This window comes from Staphylococcus intermedius NCTC 11048 (assembly GCF_002902385.1).
GTDB lineage: Bacteria > Bacillota > Bacilli > Staphylococcales > Staphylococcaceae > Staphylococcus > Staphylococcus intermedius.
Genome location: NZ_PPQH01000006.1, coordinates 1 through 18,517, shown reverse-complemented (window position 1 = coordinate 18,517; position 18,517 = coordinate 1). Strand labels below are relative to the sequence as shown.

The window sequence follows — 18,517 nt, the reverse complement described above, 5'->3', positions numbered from 1 at the left end:
TTTTAATATAATATAACTTAGGGTAATAGGAAAGTTGATAAAGGAGTGAAATTATGAACAACCATTTTGAAATGGAGACAGAAGCTATCTTCTTTTATGAATCAAATAGAAAGCGAATTATCAGTGAACTTAAGAAACAACATGGCTTAAAACTGAATGACATTTTGTTTTTATATCACCTGAAAACAACAAATAGTCGTCGTATTTCATTACACAAAGTCAAACAATCAATTGACTTTAGTTTAATGGAAATACATAAATCGTTAACGGCCTTAACAGAAAAAAATATCATTGGTAAAGAACGTTCTACAGAAGATGAACGAAAAGTCTTCATTACAATTGATGATGAACAAGCAAAGAATATGCAACAACTACTTGATAACTTCAATCAAATTCAAAAAGACATTTTACAATAATTGGCTAACCTTGAATTGGTAAACTTTAAATTACAGATATCATGTACATGATATCTGTAATTTTATAGGACATTGTTTTGAAGTGATATGCGTCGTTTACCGCAATATGACCACTGCAGTTTTTAATGTGAGGTTGAACTTGTATTTGATAACAAACCATTCAGTTAAGTAGGTCATTAAAACTCAAAAAAATAGACCACTTGAACCGCATGCGCCGATTGAGAAAACACACCTTTTGCAAAAGCTTCCTTATGACTTCAGTCTTTCTACATGCTTAAATAATATGAAGTTCCAATTTATATGCACAAAATTAGACATTCATGAATAATTAACATAAGATTAAGGGTATTATATATACTATGATCTGTTAACCTCATACGCGATTGCTATGACGCGCTTATTAATTTATAGGAAGGAGGATACATAGATGACATTGTTATTAGTGTTTTTAATTTCCATACTTTTTATCACCGTTTTATTAGCGCTCCTACGTTTAAGATTTTATCAGCATCAGCTAGATGTAGAAGCTTATACAAAAATGCAATTGCTCAATAAAATTTCAATCTTAAAACAAGAAAGAGCTCAATCTAAAGAGAAGCGTGCGAATACAACGACGTATCACCTTAATTTGAGAAATACACGACAATTGTTAAATCAATTGCTAGAAGAATTTAAAAGAGATGAAAAAATAAAGGATTTCCACATTATTACAACGAGCCAGATTGCGCCTAAAAATCCACTATACCCATTTATCTCAGCATTTGATTTTATTGTGATTACGAACATCGGTATGATTTTAATGAACATCAAATCATTAAAATCAAAAACGTTTTATCATTTTGATAGTCAAATACCGACAACGGAAGAACATGATTTAAATCGTATGGTTGGCCATTATATTGCATATCAATATCACAATCAATTTCAGTCAGACTTAAAAACATCATACACTTTTAATGAAATCGTTTCTGAAAATAATGTGACGTATGAATTTCACGAATATGACCCATATCAAATCGCTGAAAAAGCGACACAAAACATCCAAGAAGCTGTTGAGTCATTCTTAGAAGTGCCCGTATCGACAATTGGTGTGATTTATTGTGTTGATCAGCATGGAGAACGTATTGATGGAGACGCACATCCTTATAGTCGCATATATACGAGTGAAAATGATCAAGATATTCAACATGCCATTCAAGAGCTGGTTGATACATCTCATACACAACTTGAAGGCAATACGATGCAACAATTAGTTTCTGCATTTGAAAGCCACAATGAACCGTCAAATCACCAATAATACTTCAGTTACAAATTTAAAGACACTTTGAGACAATATCCCCTCTCAAAGTGTCTTTAACGTTCTAACGTTCCCAAATATTCAGTTGTTTCTTTTGTGCCTCTTTTTGTGCTTGTTCAATTAAAATTCGATATTTATCATTCGGTGGATAAAACTTGGCTCTTGCTAAACCTTCTTGCGCTAATTTTACGTTAAACATCTCGTCGCCTAACCAAACATAGGCCAACGTACGACCATATTTATCTTTTGGCTCACGGTCATATTCAAGTTTGACGTGTTGATTCGTTAAATGCTTTTTTGTAAAATTTGATGCAGCTTTGCCGTATGGTTGCACCGGCGTATTTGGCTTAACTGTTTCTGGAGTATCTACGCCAATTAAGCGCACACGTTCATCTTGGCCATCTTTATCAATAATAATCGTATCCCCATCTATCACCCGTTTAACGAGGTATGATTCGCCTTTCACGTCTGTAGTAGACTTTTTAAAAGGACCATCACCATTGACATATTGAAACCCTAAAACGATAATGGCAATAACGAGGATCAAAGTACCAGTTGTAATTTTTTTCATAGCGACTCCTTTTTAATATTGTTAACACCATCATATCATATGCGATTTCAATGATAAGCGTCAATTTTACAACTCTCTGTTACTGTTCTTTTGAGTGAAAAATGTTATAATCATAACGATTAGGAGTGAATCACAATGAAAACTTTAAGTGAAAATCGTCTGTCTCTTATCATTGTTATTGTTGCAGTGATCATCGGTTATGCTTTGCAGTATGCATTCAACTTACCTCTGATTGCTGGCGCTTTTATTGGTGTACTGCTTGGTGTTTTAGGTGGTTTTATTACGCAATTGATTAAATCAAAACGAGACCGCCGTAATTCTAATCATTCGCAATAATATGACATGATAAGATAAACAAATTAAATCAATAGGTTGGGGAGTCGCAAACTTTGCAACTCCCCCTTTTTTGACTCAAATGAATCATTAAATATAGCTAGAAAAATCCATCTCCTGATTCTTGTACTACTTCAATAATATATATGCCGCAAAAATTAATGCTGCTATCCCAATTCCATAATTCAATACTGTTTTGATACGTATTTTCGTGATTTCGTTCATCCCTATTACCTCCTGTTATGATTTCATGGTGTGCTATTTATTTCTCTTTCTTAAATACGCAATCCCCAAAAACAGGATACACCAAAGCGCGATTTCTTTTGTCCCTTCTTTAAGAGACTTTGTAGCTGGTTTTATCTTTATAGTCAATGGCCCCATCGTATATTGTAACTTCACACACACCCCTTCATACGTTAATTGATAAATATAATATAGCACATTTCTATTTAATCTAGTATTTCATATTGTTAGTGATACCCTAACTTTTCGCATACCTTTATTTGTATTACAATTTTTTGTCTTTTTAGAATGTAGACTTGATATAAGCTGAAAACACAATTTATAATTAATGCATTAAATTCTAGATTTAGAGAATTTAATCGTAATTAAATAAATATTTCTAGGAGGCAAAATAGCATGAATAAACAAATGAATTGGCATCAAAATTGGAAAAATCGGCTAGCAATCGTATTTATTTTAACGCTTGTCGCTTTTGCAGTTGCACTTTTCACCCAACCAGAAAATGCTGGAGCAGCTGCAGAAAAGTCAACTAAAATCGCCAAACCAGGTACAACAACAAAATTCCCTGTAGAACTTGTTAAAGCGGTTGATGGTGACACTGCAAAATTGAAATATGAAGGCAAGACTGAAACATTTCGCTTTTTATTAATCGATACACCCGAAACAAAACATCCACGTGTTGGCAAACAACCATTCGGACAAGAAGCGTCAGATAGAACGGCAGAATTACTTAAAAATGCCAAAAAAATAGAAGTTGAATTTGATGTAGGTCAAAAGAAAGACAAATATCATCGCTATTTAGCATATATTTATGTTGATGGGAAAATGGTTAATGACATTTTAGTGAAAGAAGGACTCGCTAAAGTAGGTTATGTTTACCCACCAAATACGAGACATTTAGCGAAATTAGAGAAATCACAGAAAGCAGCACAAAAAGCAAAATTAGGTATATGGAGCTTGAATTCTGCATTTGAAGATGAAGTCGCTGAAAATGACTCAACAAATTTACAAAGCCTTGCATCATAAGTCCAGATTTAATAACATAAAATAATCAATATAGTACAACACTTACATCTTGATTTCTATAAGATGTATCAGCTGTGTACTAGGTATTTCGTAACGTATTGAACCGTAACAAGGTACATATTACTAATGAAGTGACAAGGCTGGAACGGTGAATAGTTCCAGCCTGCATTTTCACTCATAAGACGATTGTTTATGAGTGATCCCTTTATCGACATGTCCATTGAATCATTCTCCATAAATTCGCATCCTATTCTTGTTTAAAGGAATCGTTAGAAATGCTTTCAGTTCCTTGCATATTTGTGATTAATTTTCTAAGCAATTGTTCAATTTCTCCATTAAAAATATGAAGTTGCTGACTTTCCGTTTGCTGTTCATTTTCATGTGGAGGATTGAACCAAATCGCGGACATCCCCACGTTTAAAGCACCTTTGACATCGTTTGACCATGAATCCCCTATCATGACTGTTTCTTCTGGTCGAATCTTTAACGTATCTGTTACCTTTAAAAATGCTTGAGGCTCTGGCTTTTCACCACCCAATGCTTCAGAAATATAAATATTGTCATTAAATATCGCATTCAGCTGCAAGTTTTCCATTTTTGTCTTTTGTTCAGTTAACTTACCATTGGTCAAAACAGCGATTTCAACATATGATTTTAATTCGTTGAGCAATGCGTTCATCGTTTCATTCACAGTGATTTTGGATAATAATAAACTGAAAAAACGCTCAAAATAGGCTTGTGCTTCTTCATGCGTCACGTCTATATCATAATGCTTTAAAGTTTCAATCAACCTGAGTCGTCTTAATTCATCTAAACTGATATGCCCAGAATCATGTTGTTTCCAAAAATGTTGATCATATTTTTGATAAAGTGGGAGAAATTCATCATAATGAATTCCTTTAAAACGTTCATAAGATTCGAAAGTAGTTTGATTTGCTTCTCGCCACAATGCATCAAATGGGTACAAAGTATTATCTAAATCAAAAATAACGAGTTTAATTTGTGCGAACATGCTTCTACTCCTCTATTTTATTTTTAGTTGATGACATTTTCCCTGTTAGATAAATGACAAACAGCGCTTTTCTTAGTACCATGCTACCATTTCTGATTCAGGAAAATGGTTATTTTTAATATTTTCTCTTACTCTTGCTAGTGCATGATGAAGATACCACATATTTTCATCCGGATCTGCTTTTTTCGCTTTGGTACATTTTAAATCAGAAAATTGAACGGTGATGTATCCTGGAGGTGCGTCAAGTCGATTTTCTGGATAAAAATGATATGTGACACTGTCCTCATCTTTACTGACCAATTTTAATATTAACAACCTTATCACATCTTTCTTACAATTTTTTAATGTGCAATGACATCGTACTTAACCAGTTTACCTGAGTTCAAAAGAATGAATCACATCTATTAATGATAAAAATACCATATTTTTCTATTTATTAAAAAACGAGTCAGAATATCTCCAACCCGTTTTTAAGTATTGTATTCTCTTATTCTGTAACTTCTCGTTTTGATTTGCGATTTAACATAAGTAAAATCAGTGTACAAAGACTACCTAAAAATGCCACGACAATACCAATTTCAAAAATAATACGGTATGCTACAACAACGTTATCTTGGTGTGCATCGAGTAATTTCCCGTTCATTGTATACACCCAGAAAATCGGTGCATAGGCTGCAAATGAACCGACACTCATTGCAGAACCAGCATACTTTTTAGGAATATCGAATTCAGCAATTGGCGCAAGGATAACACTTTTCGCTAAGAAAGTTGTAACTGAAAATGCGATAAGTAACGCCATACTCACAAAAAGACTACCTTTAATAAATACAACGCCAAGTAAAATTAATGACGATAGCAACAATGCAGCGAAAATCATTTTAGATGATGATTTGAACACATAGTCAGAGATGATACCTGCAGATACCCCCATCAGCACACCCATCAAACCTGTGTTGAAAATACCAAAAAGTGCCGTTTGTGTTGTTGATAAGTCAAACGTTTTTTGTAAATATGGAACACTGTAAATGAGAATGATATAGCCCCAGTAAATAGACATCGCACTGATGGATGCAAGCCATACTTTTGGTTTCAATAACACATAAAACAAACCTTTTAATGCTTCTAAAGATTTGTTACCGCTAATCTCAGTCTTTTCTTCTTCATCCATTGCAGCAATCCCGTTTTTAGGAACATATTTGATAATAAGTAAAATTAATGGAATGATGAGCAAGTTGTATGCCAACATACCACCTTTAAAAACAACAATACCACTCACTAATGACATGATTCCGACGATAAGTAAGTTCATGAGCATTTCTTCTGCACGGCGAACTGATTCTAATAGACCAAATCCCATACCACGCTTGCTTTGATCTGTGAAGAAAATGACACCATTCAGTACAGCTGGCCAGAAAAACGAGTCCACAATCCCCCAAATGATTGCGATAATTTTCAGCACTTGGAATGTTGGACTGAAGAAAATAATCACAGAAATTGTAATAAAACGAATTAATAGCCCCACAATTAAAATTGATTTGATTGAGAAACGGTTATTAATCCAACCGCCTGGAATATAAAAGAAGATTGAGATACCAATTAATCCAAAAATTGCACCTAACTCCGCATTACTTACATTCAAAACTTCTAACAATAAGTTGTAGAATGTCCCTTTAAAAGCTTCAAAACTGGAATAGATTAATTGTCCTGCCGTTACAACTGATAAAAAACCAATCAGTGTTTTACGGTCTTTAAAATTTAATTTATCAAGTATTTTTTGCATACCGATGTTCCTTTCATTAAGTTGTTAATTCTATGCTTTTTATAAATGAATCAAATCGTCTGCACAGTCCGTAAAAATGCCGTCTACACCCCAATTGAACAACGTATTCGCACGATCTTTATCATTGACCGTCCACACGTTTAAAGTGTAGCCAGAAGATTTAATTTCTTGTACGACATCACGCGTTAAGTTGATATCCTCCAAATGAACAATAGACGAACCACAAAAATCAACTATAGTACGCCAATCTGGATAAAAGGCACAACGTTCAAATAACACAGCTCTCGTATACTGTGGCACATGTTGTTCTGCTAATTTAAGTAACGCAAAGTTAAAACTTGAAATCAATACTTCAATATTTGGATCCAATTGTTTCACTTGTTCTTTAAATAATTGAATCATGCGCTCACTGAGATACGACCCATTTGGACCTGTAATCCCTTTAAGTTCAATATTTAAATTCATTTGATAGCGATTTGCAAAGTCAATCAGCGCTTCAAACGTCATCACATGTTCATCTTTGAACTCTGGACCGAACCACGCGCCAGAAGAAGCTTGCTCAATCTTTTCATACAACGTTTCGCTCACTTCTCCAGTAGTATCCGTTGTGCGATCTAAGTCGTCATCATGGAAAATAATTAACTTTTCATCTTTTGTAATTGCTAAATCTAGCTCGAGCCATTTCACGCCTTCTACTTTTCGAGCTAATTCAAATGCTGTAAGTGTATTTTCTGGTGCCTTACTCGACAAACCTCTGTGTGCAAAAATTGTTGTCATAACGATGCCCCACTACTCAAACCTTTAAAACTCGACTGTATACATAATGACTTTTGATAACATCACCCTCGCATGTGCCTCATGCAACTCTAAAGAGGTCATGCTTTGTGAAAACAGTCTATGCAATTAAAAAAATCGTTTGCGTAGTATCCCTTTCTTAGTTTTTACATCAATGCATTGTTCTAATGAAAAAATTCTTCTCTACTTGTCTCATCACGCCTATTTAAAGACGACTATGTGGATGGGTTATTTGTTAGAATAAATGATCATTGCTTAATTTTCGCGCATCAACTGAATCTCAATATCAAAGCCATACATCATTTATTTTATTCAAATAGTGACACAATAGAATGTTTTATATTAACAGCATTTATAAAGCAGATGAGAACACGTATGAAAAGGTTTACATTAGACATTTTCAATATTATAATGCGTTAATATAATTATGACAATAGTTTGTAGTAAAATTTTAACGTTAACGTATCATATTTTTAAATTAAGTTAGCTTTTGATCATTTTTTCAGCATAGTGATTAAAACATAACAAACAAAAAACACTCATTGACTTTTGAACTAAAAATCATGAGTGCTCATCTATAAGTTGATTTAACTTTGAATATGCAGGCTAATCAAACGCAGCAAAATCATATGTACGTCGAATTATCTTAAACATTCATACCACTTGTACTTTTTATCCCCAATTTCTTCATATTGATTGTGAGCGATATATTGATATCCTAAGTGTTTCAAATGTAAAATACGCGCGACTCTAATCATTTGTGGTATCAGCAATATTAATACGATTAAACATATTTTGAGCAGCATCGCACATTCCCACTATTTATATAATTGTACTGAAGCGCTTTTTATCTTAAAAAAATATAATTAATATAACTAGAATCAAAATTCCGACAGATAAAGCAAAAAATTTTTTTGTTTCTCTTTTCATTTTTACCACTCCTTTGTATAATGAGAGGTAAAGAGCCCCTTATCGGGGTCTTACCTTAGAACACCCTGTCATAGATGAATGTTAAGACTAATAGAATAAAGGTGGCTACCCTTATTTTGAAGTCAACATCTTCGCGGTGTTCTTTTTTGTTGTTTGCGCTTCATTCCATCATCTCCTATCTACAATATAATTCATACGAAATACACCTCAACCTTTTTTTGATTTTTCTTACTTTACGTACAAAAAGCGTATTAGTTCTGCAGTACTTAGCCCCTGAATTTAATAAACAATCAGATAACCAAGTGATTTTGTTAAATGTATTTATAATCAAAACTAAATATGTATCAAAATAATTTAATCATTTTACATCAAATCAAAGTTTTTTAGCAATGTGAATAGGTATTATCTCCACCTTTTGAACCGTAAAATAAAAATATTCTACAACTTGTTCAGTTTTCACATTGAAGAGTGCATTTAAGTGATCACACAGCACCTTAATAAAATCCTACTTTTTACAATATCAATTAATGCTATTTATATTAGTAATCCAATACATACTTTTTAATTTAAACCGCTGCCCCCAATTCAAATTCCATAATTTTTAGGGTTTACTTCTAAAACTTTCATTTCTTTTTAATTTCTAATTGATAATGACAAGACCACCAATATTTTTAATGCGTTACTTTACTAAACAATTAATTTCCATTTAATTTTAATATTTAATTAAACATTGTTTCCGATATCATATTGTTGTAAATTGATGTTATTGAATACACAACACTTAAAAATAAATTCAAACTGCATGCACATCAAAATCATTTGGCTGAGGGATATCTTTATAAAATTGGACAAATGATAACAAATCTGTTATTTGATTTAACCCATTCAGCCGTTTCTTCAGTTTAATATACAAGTTTTAAGGAGGATATAGATGTTAGAAGGTAAAGACAATAATGGATCTGGTTGCTTGGGGTGTTTTAGTTGTCTTGGTTGTTTTAGTTGCTTTGGTATTTTTTTGTTATTCATCTTATTATTTAGTGCCGTTATGACTTTTTTTGGATACTCAAACGAAGATGATAGTGAAGATAGAAGTCCAAAAACTGAAGAGAATTCAAAAAAAGAAGATAAAACGCCTAGTATAGAAGATAAAAAAACAACAAAAGAAACGGAATCCCAAATAACAATTAAAGATGAAAAAGAGAATGTTAGTACAAAATCATATTCAACTGATGAAAAAGTCAATATAGGTATAGAAGACGATACAGTTTACGGTAAACTATCAAAGCCACATGATGAGAATAAAATGGTTGTCGTCGTCGATGGAATGACATATATTCTTGGTGATAATGATAATATTTTACAAGCTGAAAAGACATTCTCTAAATTTCCACTAGATAAAAATTTAGATAAAAACATTTTGAATGAACATGCGAAAGATCTAATGGCGAAAGATGCTGTGTTTGTATCTAATCTCACAGACAATAAACAAAAGTATCATTCAAAATCGTTAAATAAAGATTATTATGTCGTATTCATTCTTGATGATCAAGGGAAAGTCATCCGTCTAATCGTTTCAAGCATTCAGTAAAGCGTTTCTTACATTACTCATATAATTTTACTTATTTAAACATATTTGTGCCTCAAAGAAAGTGCAATGAAGGATTAAAAATAGGGTTTTAATAATATTATCGAAGCGTACTTCTAAGAACAATTTGAGACCAAATCGCTAATTTTATCATATGGTCTCAATTTGGTTTCAAAACAAAAATCCTTAAAGCGCATTGCTCAAGGATTCCGCGTATTAATATTGCTTCATGTACTGTTCATCTTCCAACTCAGACACTTGTATTCTATAGTTGAGGATTGAATTTATTATATTGTAAATGCTATTAAATCCCATCATTTACTGCCTGCCTGTCTTACAAAGCTTATAGAAAATTAAAATCAGTTGCCCAAAAGTTGCCCATACACATATTTTTATCGTATATGGGCAACTTTTTATTTTTACATAAAAAATACCACACCGGTTAGGACGTGGCGAATAAGTAACCGTCGCATCAGTTAGTCTCAAGTACACTCCGCAGAGGTGTACCACTATTTTGATTTAGTTACAGCATATAGTAACGATATTTCATCAAGAACTACTAGAAATTTTACTCGGTTAATAACTCTTCAATAAAAGACTCTTTAACTTCGTAAATGGCCGGGTTCTTCTGAATTCTTATAAGTTTATCTTTGTGTATATTTATAGCCTCATTGATTTTGTTTCTTGAAAAACCGACATAGTCTTTCAGCGATTTCAAACTAATTCTTGAATATTTACTTCCGAAAACTTTGTCTTGTAATAAAATAAACAAAACAGCAAATTCATATTTATTTAATCCTCTTGACTTTAAAGCATTTTCTAATCTAATTATAACTTCATAATTATTTTCGAAGGTTTCAATTATGTTTTCTTGTCCTTCAATTAACATTTGAAGCATATCTCCTATGAAATCCGTTAACTCCCCTTTATTATAAAAGTTCGATACATTTTCAAAAGATTTATAGTATTTACTTTTGTTATTATTCACTACATATGAAAAGGTTAATGCAGTAAATGAATCCAAGTTGTCATTTAATAACTTAGCTAACAAATATCTACCTAATCTACCATTACCATCATAGAATGGATGTAAATATTCAAACATAAAATGACTTGCCATGATTTTAAATACTTCTGGTGCATTATAACGCTTTATAAACTCTAGAATCAAAGTTAAAAATTCGTAAATTTCCGGTTCTGTAAATTCGTTTCTGTGAATCCATTTATTTTTCCCTTCATCAAATACGCCTATCGGTTTTTTCCTAATTAGATTGCCATCAGGTAAATCTTTTTCTTTTATTTCACTTGAAACAATAGAATCATATATTTTTCTTATATCTGAAAGCGTGTTAAAATCAACACCTTCATTTTTGATCATTAAGTATTGATTAACAAGTCCGTCAAACCGTTTATTCGATCCTTTAGTTTTGTTTATAGAAGCTGCAATTTCCTTTTTCGTACTTCTCACATTTTCTATTTCGTTAGTACTTTGAAGTTCGTTAATAAGCAAATATTTTATATATGACTCATTTGCTATACCAGGTTGAAGTGAAGATAAATATTTAATTTTTGCTGAATTATTCAATACACTTTCTAATTTAAGCGCAAGTTCTTTAGTTACAACGAAAAACAAAGGATTACTAACGTCTCTTTTCTGCTTTTCATCTTGTATCGGATTTATAAATATTTCAGTCATAAAAGTTGAATAGCTATTTTTTCTGATTTCATATTCTGATTCTAACTTATCCCATCCATACAAGTGAAATAACTTTTTTAAAGGTTTGTAATCCATTGTACCCCCTCCTTTATTAATCATATTTCAATATATGACGTTTATAAGCTTATTAAAGTATATTAAAATTGAATCATCATTAAAATAGTAAGTGTATTTTTGATGGGAAGTTGAATACAAATTATCCTATCAGCTAATATAGGTGGATAAATCACCCCTTAATTTATCCAAGAAATTATTGATATGTATTAAGATATAGTGAAAAATAAACAGTCATTTCCTTTCCTTACAAAAAACAAGGCAGTCGCAATGACAACACTTAAATATAATATAGTATGAACTTTTAACTTGTTGCTTAACATCTAAGTTGCCTAACAAAGATATCTCTTTCAACAATTCCCCAACTTTATCAATAATTTTTGCAATTGTCATGTAGAAATTGTCTTACTTATTTGTCCATCTGCTTGATATTGAAACGAATCCACCATGTACTATTTTTACATCATTAATAAATCGGTCAAATTCTACATATTCGACCGGATAAAACCATGACCGGCTTCCACGCAGCACAACACATAATAGATTCACATGACTGGGAAGCTACTAGGCAAAGAAAACAAGCTGATCATTCACAAATTAAGACATACACATGCGACGCTGTTGTTAGAAAGTGATGTTCCAATGAAAGTCATTCAAGAACGGCTCGGACATAAAACAATGGCAGTCACTGAACAAGTTTATAATCACGTGACTGAAAAGATGAATCATAAGGCAAAAGAGAGCTTTGAAAAATTTATTAATGACAGCAACCTTTTTGGATAAGTCTGCACCCATTTTGCACCCAATTCACATAAAATATAAAAACTGGGTGCAGAAACAAAAACCCTCAAAGCTTATTGTTTCAATGGTTCGAATATTTTTCAGCACTCAATTGAGACCAAATTGAGACCAAAATAGTAAATAAATACAAACTGGTCTCAGATTAATCCAAAATATTGTAACCAATTTTTCAAAATGAGGGGAGCAAAAAGGGAGCAAAATCCACATTTTAAGAAAAAATCAAACAAATTTGCTCCCCTATTTATTGCCCAAAACACCATTTTCCAGCCTTTTGGGCAACTTCAAATCCTCAAAACAAAAACCCTCAAAGCGCTATTGCTTCAAGGGTTCCACGTATTAATATTGCTTCATATATTGTTCAACTTCCCACTCAGACACTTGCGTTCTATAGTAGTCCCATTCGATTGATTTTGAGTTGATGAATTGGTGATAAATGTGTTCACCTAATGCATCTTTTACGATTGGGTTTTCACGCATTGCTTTTAATGCTGTGTAAAGTGTTGATGGTAAGTCTTGAATGCCAACCGCTTCACGTTCTTCGCGGTTCATTTCATAGATGTTTTGGTTCACTGGTTCTGGTACTTCTAATTTATTTTTGATACCGTCAAGACCTGCTTGTAAAATTGTTGCTAACGCCATGTATGGGTTTGCTGCTGGGTCTACTGAACGGATTTCTACACGTGTGGATAAGCCACGAGAACTTGGGACACGTACTAATGGTGAACGGTTTTTACCACTCCAAGCGATATAACTTGGTGCTTCATAGCCAGGCACTAAACGCTTATATGAGTTGACAAGTGGGTTACATACTGCTGTGTAGCCACGTGCATGTTTCATAATACCTGCGATGAAGTGGCATGCATCTTTTGTTAATTGCATGTCACCATTTTCATCGTAGAAGGCATTCTCTTTACCTTTGAATAATGACACGTTGAAGTGCATCCCGCTTCCGTTTACACCAAATAATGGTTTTGGCATGAATGTTGCGTGTAAATTGTGTTTACGTGCAATTGTTTTTACGACTAATTTGAAAGTCTGAATGTTGTCACATGCAGTAATCGCATCTGCATATTTAAAGTCAATTTCATGTTGACCTGGCGCTACTTCATGGTGAGAAGCTTCGATGTCAAAGCCCATATCTTCTAATTCTAAAACGATGTCACGACGACAGTTTTCACCTAGATCTGTTGGTGCTAAGTCGAAATAACCACCGTGATCGTTTAATTCCATTGTTGGCTCGCCTTTTTCATCTAACTTAAATAAGAAAAATTCAGGTTCAGGTCCTAAGTTGAAATCGGTATAGCCTAATGATTCCATCTCTTTTAACACACGCTTCAAGTTACTACGTGGGTCACCTGAGAATGGTTCGTGATCTGTCGTATAAACATCACAAATTAAGCGTGCCACTTTACCTTGTCCTGCTGTCCACGGGAAAATCACCCATGTGTCAAGGTCTGGATATAAGTACATGTCTGATTCTTCGATACGTACGAATCCTTCAATTGAAGAACCGTCAAACATCATTTCATTGTCTAAAACTTTTTCTAATTGGCTTACTGGTACTTCCACGTTTTTAATTGTTCCTAAAATATCAGTGAATTGCAAACGTAAATAGCGTACATTTTCTTCTTCGGCAAAGCGTCTAATATCATCTTTAGTAAAGTGTTGTTTTGGCATTGAAAAATGTCCTCCAGTATAAGTTATTTAAAAAAGCGCGATAAATCTCCACGATTCAATGGTATCGAATCACGTTGCGGTTTTTGCGTCGTATCTACGAGCATCTGCTTTCTTAACCGCTCTGCTTCATCATTGAGATTTTTTTGGCTATCTTCCAGCATGATTTGTTTAATGCCTTTCATATTAAAACCTTTTTCTAATAAATGTTTAATTGAAAGTAACACCTCTAAATCATTTAGGGAGAAAAGCCGTTTGTTTCCCTCTGTGCGCGAAGGTTTAACAAGTTCATGTGTTTCATAATATCGAATTTGTCTCGCGGACAATTCCGTTAAACGACTGACAACACTCATCGGAAATACAGGCATGTTGCGGCGAATTGTATCGTTATCCATCTCCTACATCTCCTTGACTTTTGAACTTGACTTAACCATAGCATACCCGAATAGACATTTCAAAAATATGTCAGAAAACCTGACATGATACCACCAAAGCCCGCCACATCAACATTTCTGACAATTCAGAACGCGTTTTTGACCTGTAAATCGTTAGAAAAGTGTAAAATTTACCTATTTTAATGTAACAAGACCGTTCTCAATTAATTTTTCAACTGCACGTGTAACAGCAATTTTGACGTGTTCATACGTTAAACCACCTTGAACGTATGCCTCATAAGGTGGGCGAATGGGGCCATCTGCCGATAATTCAATAGATGACCCCTGTATGAAAGTACCTGCTGCCATAATCACATCGTCTTCGTATCCCGGCATGTAGCTCGGTTCCGGACTAAAATGCGCATTAATGGGTGATGCATGTTGGATACTTTGGCAAAATTGAATCATTTGTTCTTTTGTATCAAATGAGACCGATTGAATTAAATCCGTACGTTTCACATCGTAGCGTGGTGATGTGCGCATGTTCAGTTTTTCCAACAATAGACTCGTAAATAATGCCCCTTTTAAACTTTGGCTCACCACATGCGGACTTAAGAAAAAGCCTTGGTACATTTCTTGTAATGCATAAAGTGACGCCCCTGCTTCTTTACCGATACCCGGTGCTGTTAAACGATAGCCACAACGTTCGACTAAATCACGACGTCCGACAATGTATCCACCGATTTTCGCTAGTCCCCCACCTGGATTTTTAATGAGTGAGCCAGCCATTAAATCTGCGCCCACTTCAACGGGTTCTTTCGTCTCGACAAATTCACCGTAACAGTTGTCGACAAATACAATAATTTCAGGATGCTGTGCTTTAATTTGTTGTATTGCGTCACCGATTTCGTCAACCGTAATTGATGGTCGCTGAGCGTAACCTTTTGAACGTTGAATCGCAATCACTTTTGTGGTGTCATCGATGGACAATAAAACACGTTCGACATCGATATGACCTGATTTTAATGCGACCTCTTGATAATGGATGCCATATTCTTTCAAACTTTCTACACCGTTACCGTTAATGCCAATGACTTCTAACAATGTATCGTAAGGGCTCCCCGTAATATACATCAAACTGTCACCTGGTTTGAGCGTACTTTGTAAAGCAACAGTAATCGCGTGTGTCCCAGAAATAAGCTGTGGGCGTACGAGTGCATCTTCAGCTTTGAACGTCTCAGCATATACCGCCTCTAAATGATCTCTACCGTAATCGTCATAGCCATATCCGGTTGAGCCGACAAGATCCGCCTCTGTAATTTTGACTTTATGAAAAGCATCGAGTACACGCTCTTGATTTTCAAACGCACGTGTTTCAATATCTTTGAAATATGGGGCTAAAGTTGTTTCTACTTCTTCAATCAGTTCAGTTAGTTGTGTCATGTTTCCGCTTCTTTCTATTGTTTTTGATAACCTTCAATATGGTATTGGTCAGTTTCTTCATCGTAATCTAATTTTGTCACTAATGTATGTTGCTTGAGATGATACAATTGGTCCGCATCTGAACTTGGCAGTTGTACCGAATAAAAGTCAAATTGTTTTTGAATCGCTTGCATAAGTAATTCTTTCACTTTCGCAATATCTGCTTCATTTTTAGATGAGACAAAGACAGATGGATACTGTGCAACAGGTGTCGCTGTGCCTGTATATAAATCTTTTTTATTAAAGATAACGACTTGTGGAATGTCTTGCATTTCAAGCTCTTGAACGATTTCATTCACTGTATCATATTGAATCTTATATTCTGAGTGGCTCGCATCAACGACATGAATGAGTAAATCAGCTTGGCGTGCTTCTTCCAAAGTAGACTTGAACGCTTCGATTAACGTGGTCGGTAACTTTTGAATAAAACCAACTGTATCTGAAATGACCATCTCAAAGCCATCATTAATTTTGAGTTGTCGTGACTTCGGATCAAGCGTGGCAAAAAGTAAATCTTGTTCATAAGTATCCGCTGCTGTTAACGTATTAAACCATGATGATTTACCTGCGTTCGTATAGCCAATGAGCGCGACTTGGAACACTCTATTTTGCTCTCGCTGGTAACGATACCGTTCGCGATGTGCTTCTACCTCAGCTAATTTACGTTTAATTTCATTCATCCGTGTTCGAATATGACGACGATCCGTTTCGAGCTTCGTTTCACCTGGTCCACGTGTTCCGATGCCCCCACCCAAACGGGATAAACTTTTACCATGACCTGTTAAACGTGGCAACAAATAATCCAATTGCGCATATTCGACTTGGAGCTTTCCTTCTTTACTTTTTGCTCTTAATGCAAAGATTTCAAGAATAAGTTGTGTTCTATCAATCACTTTAATACCTAAGCGTGCATTTAAATTTTTAGATTGTGCTGTCGTCAACTCATCATTTGCAACGACCACATCAATATCATGGAAATCTATAAAATCTTGAATCTCTGTTAATTTACCACTACCGACATAATATTTATGATCCACTTGATTTTTCTGTTGTGTCCATTGCCCTTTCACATCTAAATCACATGTGTAAGCTAACGCATTTAATTCATTCATTGTACTTTCAAAATCATAATGCGACTGATACAAATCAACGCCAATGAGTACCGCCGTTTCTTTCACTTTTTCAGTAGAGTGAAGTTCTGTTTTCCGCATAATATCACCGTTTTCTATTTGACATGTCATCACGTATTCTAACATAGTGTGTGAATTAAGACTATATGTACTGAGTATGCTATAGTAGATTTAGAGGTGAAGACGATGCATTTATACGATATAGAAGTCCCCAAAATTGATGGTTCAACCTATCCACTCTCACAATATAAAGGTGATGTCTTACTGATTGTGAATACAGCAAGTGAATGTGGTTTAACACCGCAATTTGAAGGGTTACAAAAACTTTACGATATGTATCACGACAAAGGATTTACGATTTTAGGGTTTCCAAGTAATCAGTTCGGTAAGCAAGAACCAGGCAGTGGTAAAGAAGCAGCAACCAACTGTCAATTGAATTATGGCGTGACATTTCCAATGCATGAGAAAATCGAAGTGAATGGCGACAATGCCCATCCATTGTATAACTATCTCAAATCACAAAAGTCTGGCATTTTCGGTGATAAAATTAAATGGAATTTCACTAAATTTTTAATCGATCGTGACGGACAAGTCGTCAAACGCTTTTCACCACAAAAAACACCTGAACATTTGAAGCACGCTATTGAGAATTTATTATAGAATTACAAAGTTAAACATCACCGTTTCACGCGATCCACGTTGAAACAGGTGATGTTTTTGTTTAGCCAGTGACTATGTTAATCAATTTACAATATCTTTTATAAAAGACTGTAAAGAAAAGCGATTAAATTCTCAATTCATCTTACTTATCAACTTTTTATGCACCATGAAACGCTTCCTCAATATCAGAAAATCTATAAGTCGGTCTCATATTATCTTCTCTGATTTCACGTTCATATTTTTTCCAGAAGTCATGTTTATGACTAATTTCTACAAGTTTAAATGGGTCCACATCAATTAAAGCATCTATAATATAATTGACTTTCTGATTATTTAATTCATTTACTGATTTGCCTTCATCTTCTATTGGTCTATTTTTATATACTTTATATTGCGAATATATACTTGGAACAACGGGTCCATACAACCAGGCTTGCATTTCATCTTGTTCAAATAAATTTTTAGCAATTTCTCTATTATCTTCTATCATAAATCCTAATGTAAAATATATAATTTTTTTAATTTGTAAGTTTGTGACCGGTGTATTCATCTAAACTTTTCATTTATTTACCTCTTTTTCTTTTATATATATAAAATACTAACGGTGTGAATGCCGATAATAAACAAAATATGGATG

The 18,517-nt window shown here is 33.9% G+C and carries 18 protein-coding genes; 7 read left to right on the top strand and 11 right to left on the bottom strand.

Annotation, left to right across the window (positions count from 1 at the left end; translation table 11 throughout):
* The first annotated feature begins 53 nt into the window (after positions 1-53).
* Both CD138_RS01650 and CD138_RS01645 read left to right on the top strand, forming a co-directional pair.
* The gene (locus tag CD138_RS01650; protein WP_019167762.1) at positions 54-416 is read left to right on the top strand and encodes a transcriptional regulator, SarA/Rot family; all 363 of its coding nucleotides are present in this window, start codon (positions 54-56) and stop codon (positions 414-416) included.
* A 427-nt stretch (positions 417-843) separates the two neighbouring features.
* Positions 844-1,713 (top strand): hypothetical protein, encoded by an 870-nt coding sequence (locus CD138_RS01645; RefSeq protein ID WP_019167763.1) that lies wholly within the window; start codon positions 844-846, stop codon positions 1,711-1,713.
* 64 nt (positions 1,714-1,777) lie between these two features.
* On the opposite strand, the gene nucI is transcribed toward CD138_RS01645, so the two are convergent.
* Positions 1,778-2,284, bottom strand: coding sequence for a thermonuclease NucI (gene nucI, locus CD138_RS01640; protein ID WP_019167764.1), 507 nt, complete (start codon positions 2,282-2,284; stop codon positions 1,778-1,780).
* A 135-nt stretch (positions 2,285-2,419) separates the two neighbouring features.
* Between nucI and CD138_RS01635 the strand changes: the two genes are divergently transcribed.
* Entirely contained in the window at positions 2,420-2,620 is a 201-nt protein-coding gene (locus CD138_RS01635; RefSeq protein WP_019167765.1) for a hypothetical protein, read from the top strand.
* Positions 2,621-3,256: 636 nt separating this feature from the next.
* Positions 3,257-3,886 (top strand): thermonuclease family protein, encoded by a 630-nt coding sequence (locus CD138_RS01630; RefSeq protein WP_019167768.1) that lies wholly within the window; start codon positions 3,257-3,259, stop codon positions 3,884-3,886.
* 247 nt (positions 3,887-4,133) lie between these two features.
* On the opposite strand, the gene CD138_RS01625 is transcribed toward CD138_RS01630, so the two are convergent.
* The 4 genes from CD138_RS01625 to CD138_RS01610 all read right to left on the bottom strand — a co-directional run bounded on the left by CD138_RS01625 (position 4,134) and on the right by CD138_RS01610 (position 7,455).
* A complete protein-coding gene (locus CD138_RS01625; RefSeq protein WP_019167769.1) occupies positions 4,134-4,898 on the bottom strand; it encodes an HAD family hydrolase in 765 nt (254 codons plus the stop codon).
* Positions 4,899-4,970: 72 nt separating this feature from the next.
* Complete coding sequence (locus tag CD138_RS01620) at positions 4,971-5,222, bottom strand: hypothetical protein (RefSeq protein WP_258026488.1); 252 nt, start codon at positions 5,220-5,222, stop codon at positions 4,971-4,973.
* Between the two features lie 163 nt (positions 5,223-5,385).
* Positions 5,386-6,678 carry an MFS transporter gene (locus tag CD138_RS01615; protein WP_019167771.1) on the bottom strand — a complete coding sequence of 431 codons (1,293 nt, stop codon included), beginning with the start codon at positions 6,676-6,678 and terminating at the stop codon, positions 5,386-5,388.
* A gap of 39 nt (positions 6,679-6,717) precedes the next feature.
* Positions 6,718-7,455: a glycerophosphodiester phosphodiesterase family protein gene (locus CD138_RS01610; RefSeq protein WP_026066798.1), complete on the bottom strand. Its 738-nt coding sequence runs from the start codon at positions 7,453-7,455 to the stop codon at positions 6,718-6,720.
* A 1,879-nt stretch (positions 7,456-9,334) separates the two neighbouring features.
* On the opposite strand from CD138_RS01610, the gene CD138_RS01605 reads away from it, so the two are divergent.
* A complete protein-coding gene (locus CD138_RS01605; RefSeq protein ID WP_019167772.1) occupies positions 9,335-9,991 on the top strand; it encodes a hypothetical protein in 657 nt (218 codons plus the stop codon).
* 565 nt (positions 9,992-10,556) lie between these two features.
* Here the strand turns inward: CD138_RS01605 and CD138_RS01600 are convergent.
* The gene (locus CD138_RS01600) at positions 10,557-11,780 is read right to left on the bottom strand and encodes a Fic family protein (protein WP_096559742.1); all 1,224 of its coding nucleotides are present in this window, start codon (positions 11,778-11,780) and stop codon (positions 10,557-10,559) included.
* 528 nt (positions 11,781-12,308) lie between these two features.
* Between CD138_RS01600 and CD138_RS01595 the strand changes: the two genes are divergently transcribed.
* The gene (locus tag CD138_RS01595; protein ID WP_019167774.1) at positions 12,309-12,542 is read left to right on the top strand and encodes a tyrosine-type recombinase/integrase; all 234 of its coding nucleotides are present in this window, start codon (positions 12,309-12,311) and stop codon (positions 12,540-12,542) included.
* Positions 12,543-12,896: 354 nt separating this feature from the next.
* Here the strand turns inward: CD138_RS01595 and glnA are convergent, their stop codons facing one another.
* The 4 genes from glnA to hflX form a co-directional block, all read right to left on the bottom strand.
* Positions 12,897-14,237 carry a type I glutamate--ammonia ligase gene (gene glnA / locus CD138_RS01590; protein WP_019167775.1) on the bottom strand — a complete coding sequence of 447 codons (1,341 nt, stop codon included), beginning with the start codon at positions 14,235-14,237 and terminating at the stop codon, positions 12,897-12,899.
* A gap of 23 nt (positions 14,238-14,260) precedes the next feature.
* The gene (locus CD138_RS01585; protein WP_019167776.1) at positions 14,261-14,629 is read right to left on the bottom strand and encodes a MerR family transcriptional regulator; all 369 of its coding nucleotides are present in this window, start codon (positions 14,627-14,629) and stop codon (positions 14,261-14,263) included.
* Between the two features lie 174 nt (positions 14,630-14,803).
* Positions 14,804-16,051, bottom strand: coding sequence for a methionine gamma-lyase family protein (locus tag CD138_RS01580; RefSeq protein ID WP_019167777.1), 1,248 nt, complete (start codon positions 16,049-16,051; stop codon positions 14,804-14,806).
* A gap of 14 nt (positions 16,052-16,065) precedes the next feature.
* On the bottom strand, positions 16,066-17,301 hold the full coding sequence (gene hflX / locus CD138_RS01575) for a GTPase HflX (RefSeq protein ID WP_026066799.1): 1,236 nt from the start codon (positions 17,299-17,301) through the stop codon (positions 16,066-16,068).
* Positions 17,302-17,406: 105 nt separating this feature from the next.
* On the opposite strand from hflX, the gene CD138_RS01570 reads away from it, so the two are divergent.
* The gene (locus tag CD138_RS01570; RefSeq protein ID WP_019167779.1) at positions 17,407-17,880 is read left to right on the top strand and encodes a glutathione peroxidase; all 474 of its coding nucleotides are present in this window, start codon (positions 17,407-17,409) and stop codon (positions 17,878-17,880) included.
* Between the two features lie 157 nt (positions 17,881-18,037).
* On the opposite strand, the gene CD138_RS01565 is transcribed toward CD138_RS01570, so the two are convergent.
* Entirely contained in the window at positions 18,038-18,430 is a 393-nt protein-coding gene (locus tag CD138_RS01565; RefSeq protein ID WP_096559744.1) for a Panacea domain-containing protein, read from the bottom strand.
* Between the last annotated feature and the right edge of the window lie 87 nt (positions 18,431-18,517).

Excerpts from the sequence above, each read along its gene's own strand:
- CD138_RS01605 (WP_019167772.1), top strand. The coding sequence starts at position 9,335 with ATGTTAGAAGGTAAAGACAATAATGGATCTGGTTGCTTGGGGTGTTTT.
- CD138_RS01585 (WP_019167776.1), bottom strand. The coding sequence starts at position 14,629 with ATGGATAACGATACAATTCGCCGCAACATGCCTGTATTTCCGATGAGT.
- CD138_RS01570 (WP_019167779.1), top strand. The coding sequence starts at position 17,407 with ATGCATTTATACGATATAGAAGTCCCCAAAATTGATGGTTCAACCTAT.
- CD138_RS01635 (WP_019167765.1), top strand. The coding sequence starts at position 2,420 with ATGAAAACTTTAAGTGAAAATCGTCTGTCTCTTATCATTGTTATTGTT.
- CD138_RS01600 (WP_096559742.1), bottom strand. The coding sequence starts at position 11,780 with ATGGATTACAAACCTTTAAAAAAGTTATTTCACTTGTATGGATGGGAT.
- CD138_RS01565 (WP_096559744.1), bottom strand. The coding sequence starts at position 18,430 with ATGAATACACCGGTCACAAACTTACAAATTAAAAAAATTATATATTTT.
- CD138_RS01645 (WP_019167763.1), top strand. The coding sequence starts at position 844 with ATGACATTGTTATTAGTGTTTTTAATTTCCATACTTTTTATCACCGTT.
- CD138_RS01650 (WP_019167762.1), top strand. The coding sequence starts at position 54 with ATGAACAACCATTTTGAAATGGAGACAGAAGCTATCTTCTTTTATGAA.
- CD138_RS01610 (WP_026066798.1), bottom strand. The coding sequence starts at position 7,455 with ATGACAACAATTTTTGCACACAGAGGTTTGTCGAGTAAGGCACCAGAA.
- CD138_RS01625 (WP_019167769.1), bottom strand. The coding sequence starts at position 4,898 with ATGTTCGCACAAATTAAACTCGTTATTTTTGATTTAGATAATACTTTG.
- CD138_RS01580 (WP_019167777.1), bottom strand. The coding sequence starts at position 16,051 with ATGACACAACTAACTGAACTGATTGAAGAAGTAGAAACAACTTTAGCC.
- CD138_RS01615 (WP_019167771.1), bottom strand. The coding sequence starts at position 6,678 with ATGCAAAAAATACTTGATAAATTAAATTTTAAAGACCGTAAAACACTG.
- CD138_RS01595 (WP_019167774.1), top strand. The coding sequence starts at position 12,309 with ATGACTGGGAAGCTACTAGGCAAAGAAAACAAGCTGATCATTCACAAA.
- CD138_RS01630 (WP_019167768.1), top strand. The coding sequence starts at position 3,257 with ATGAATAAACAAATGAATTGGCATCAAAATTGGAAAAATCGGCTAGCA.
- glnA (WP_019167775.1), bottom strand. The coding sequence starts at position 14,237 with ATGCCAAAACAACACTTTACTAAAGATGATATTAGACGCTTTGCCGAA.
- nucI (WP_019167764.1), bottom strand. The coding sequence starts at position 2,284 with ATGAAAAAAATTACAACTGGTACTTTGATCCTCGTTATTGCCATTATC.
- hflX (WP_026066799.1), bottom strand. The coding sequence starts at position 17,301 with ATGCGGAAAACAGAACTTCACTCTACTGAAAAAGTGAAAGAAACGGCG.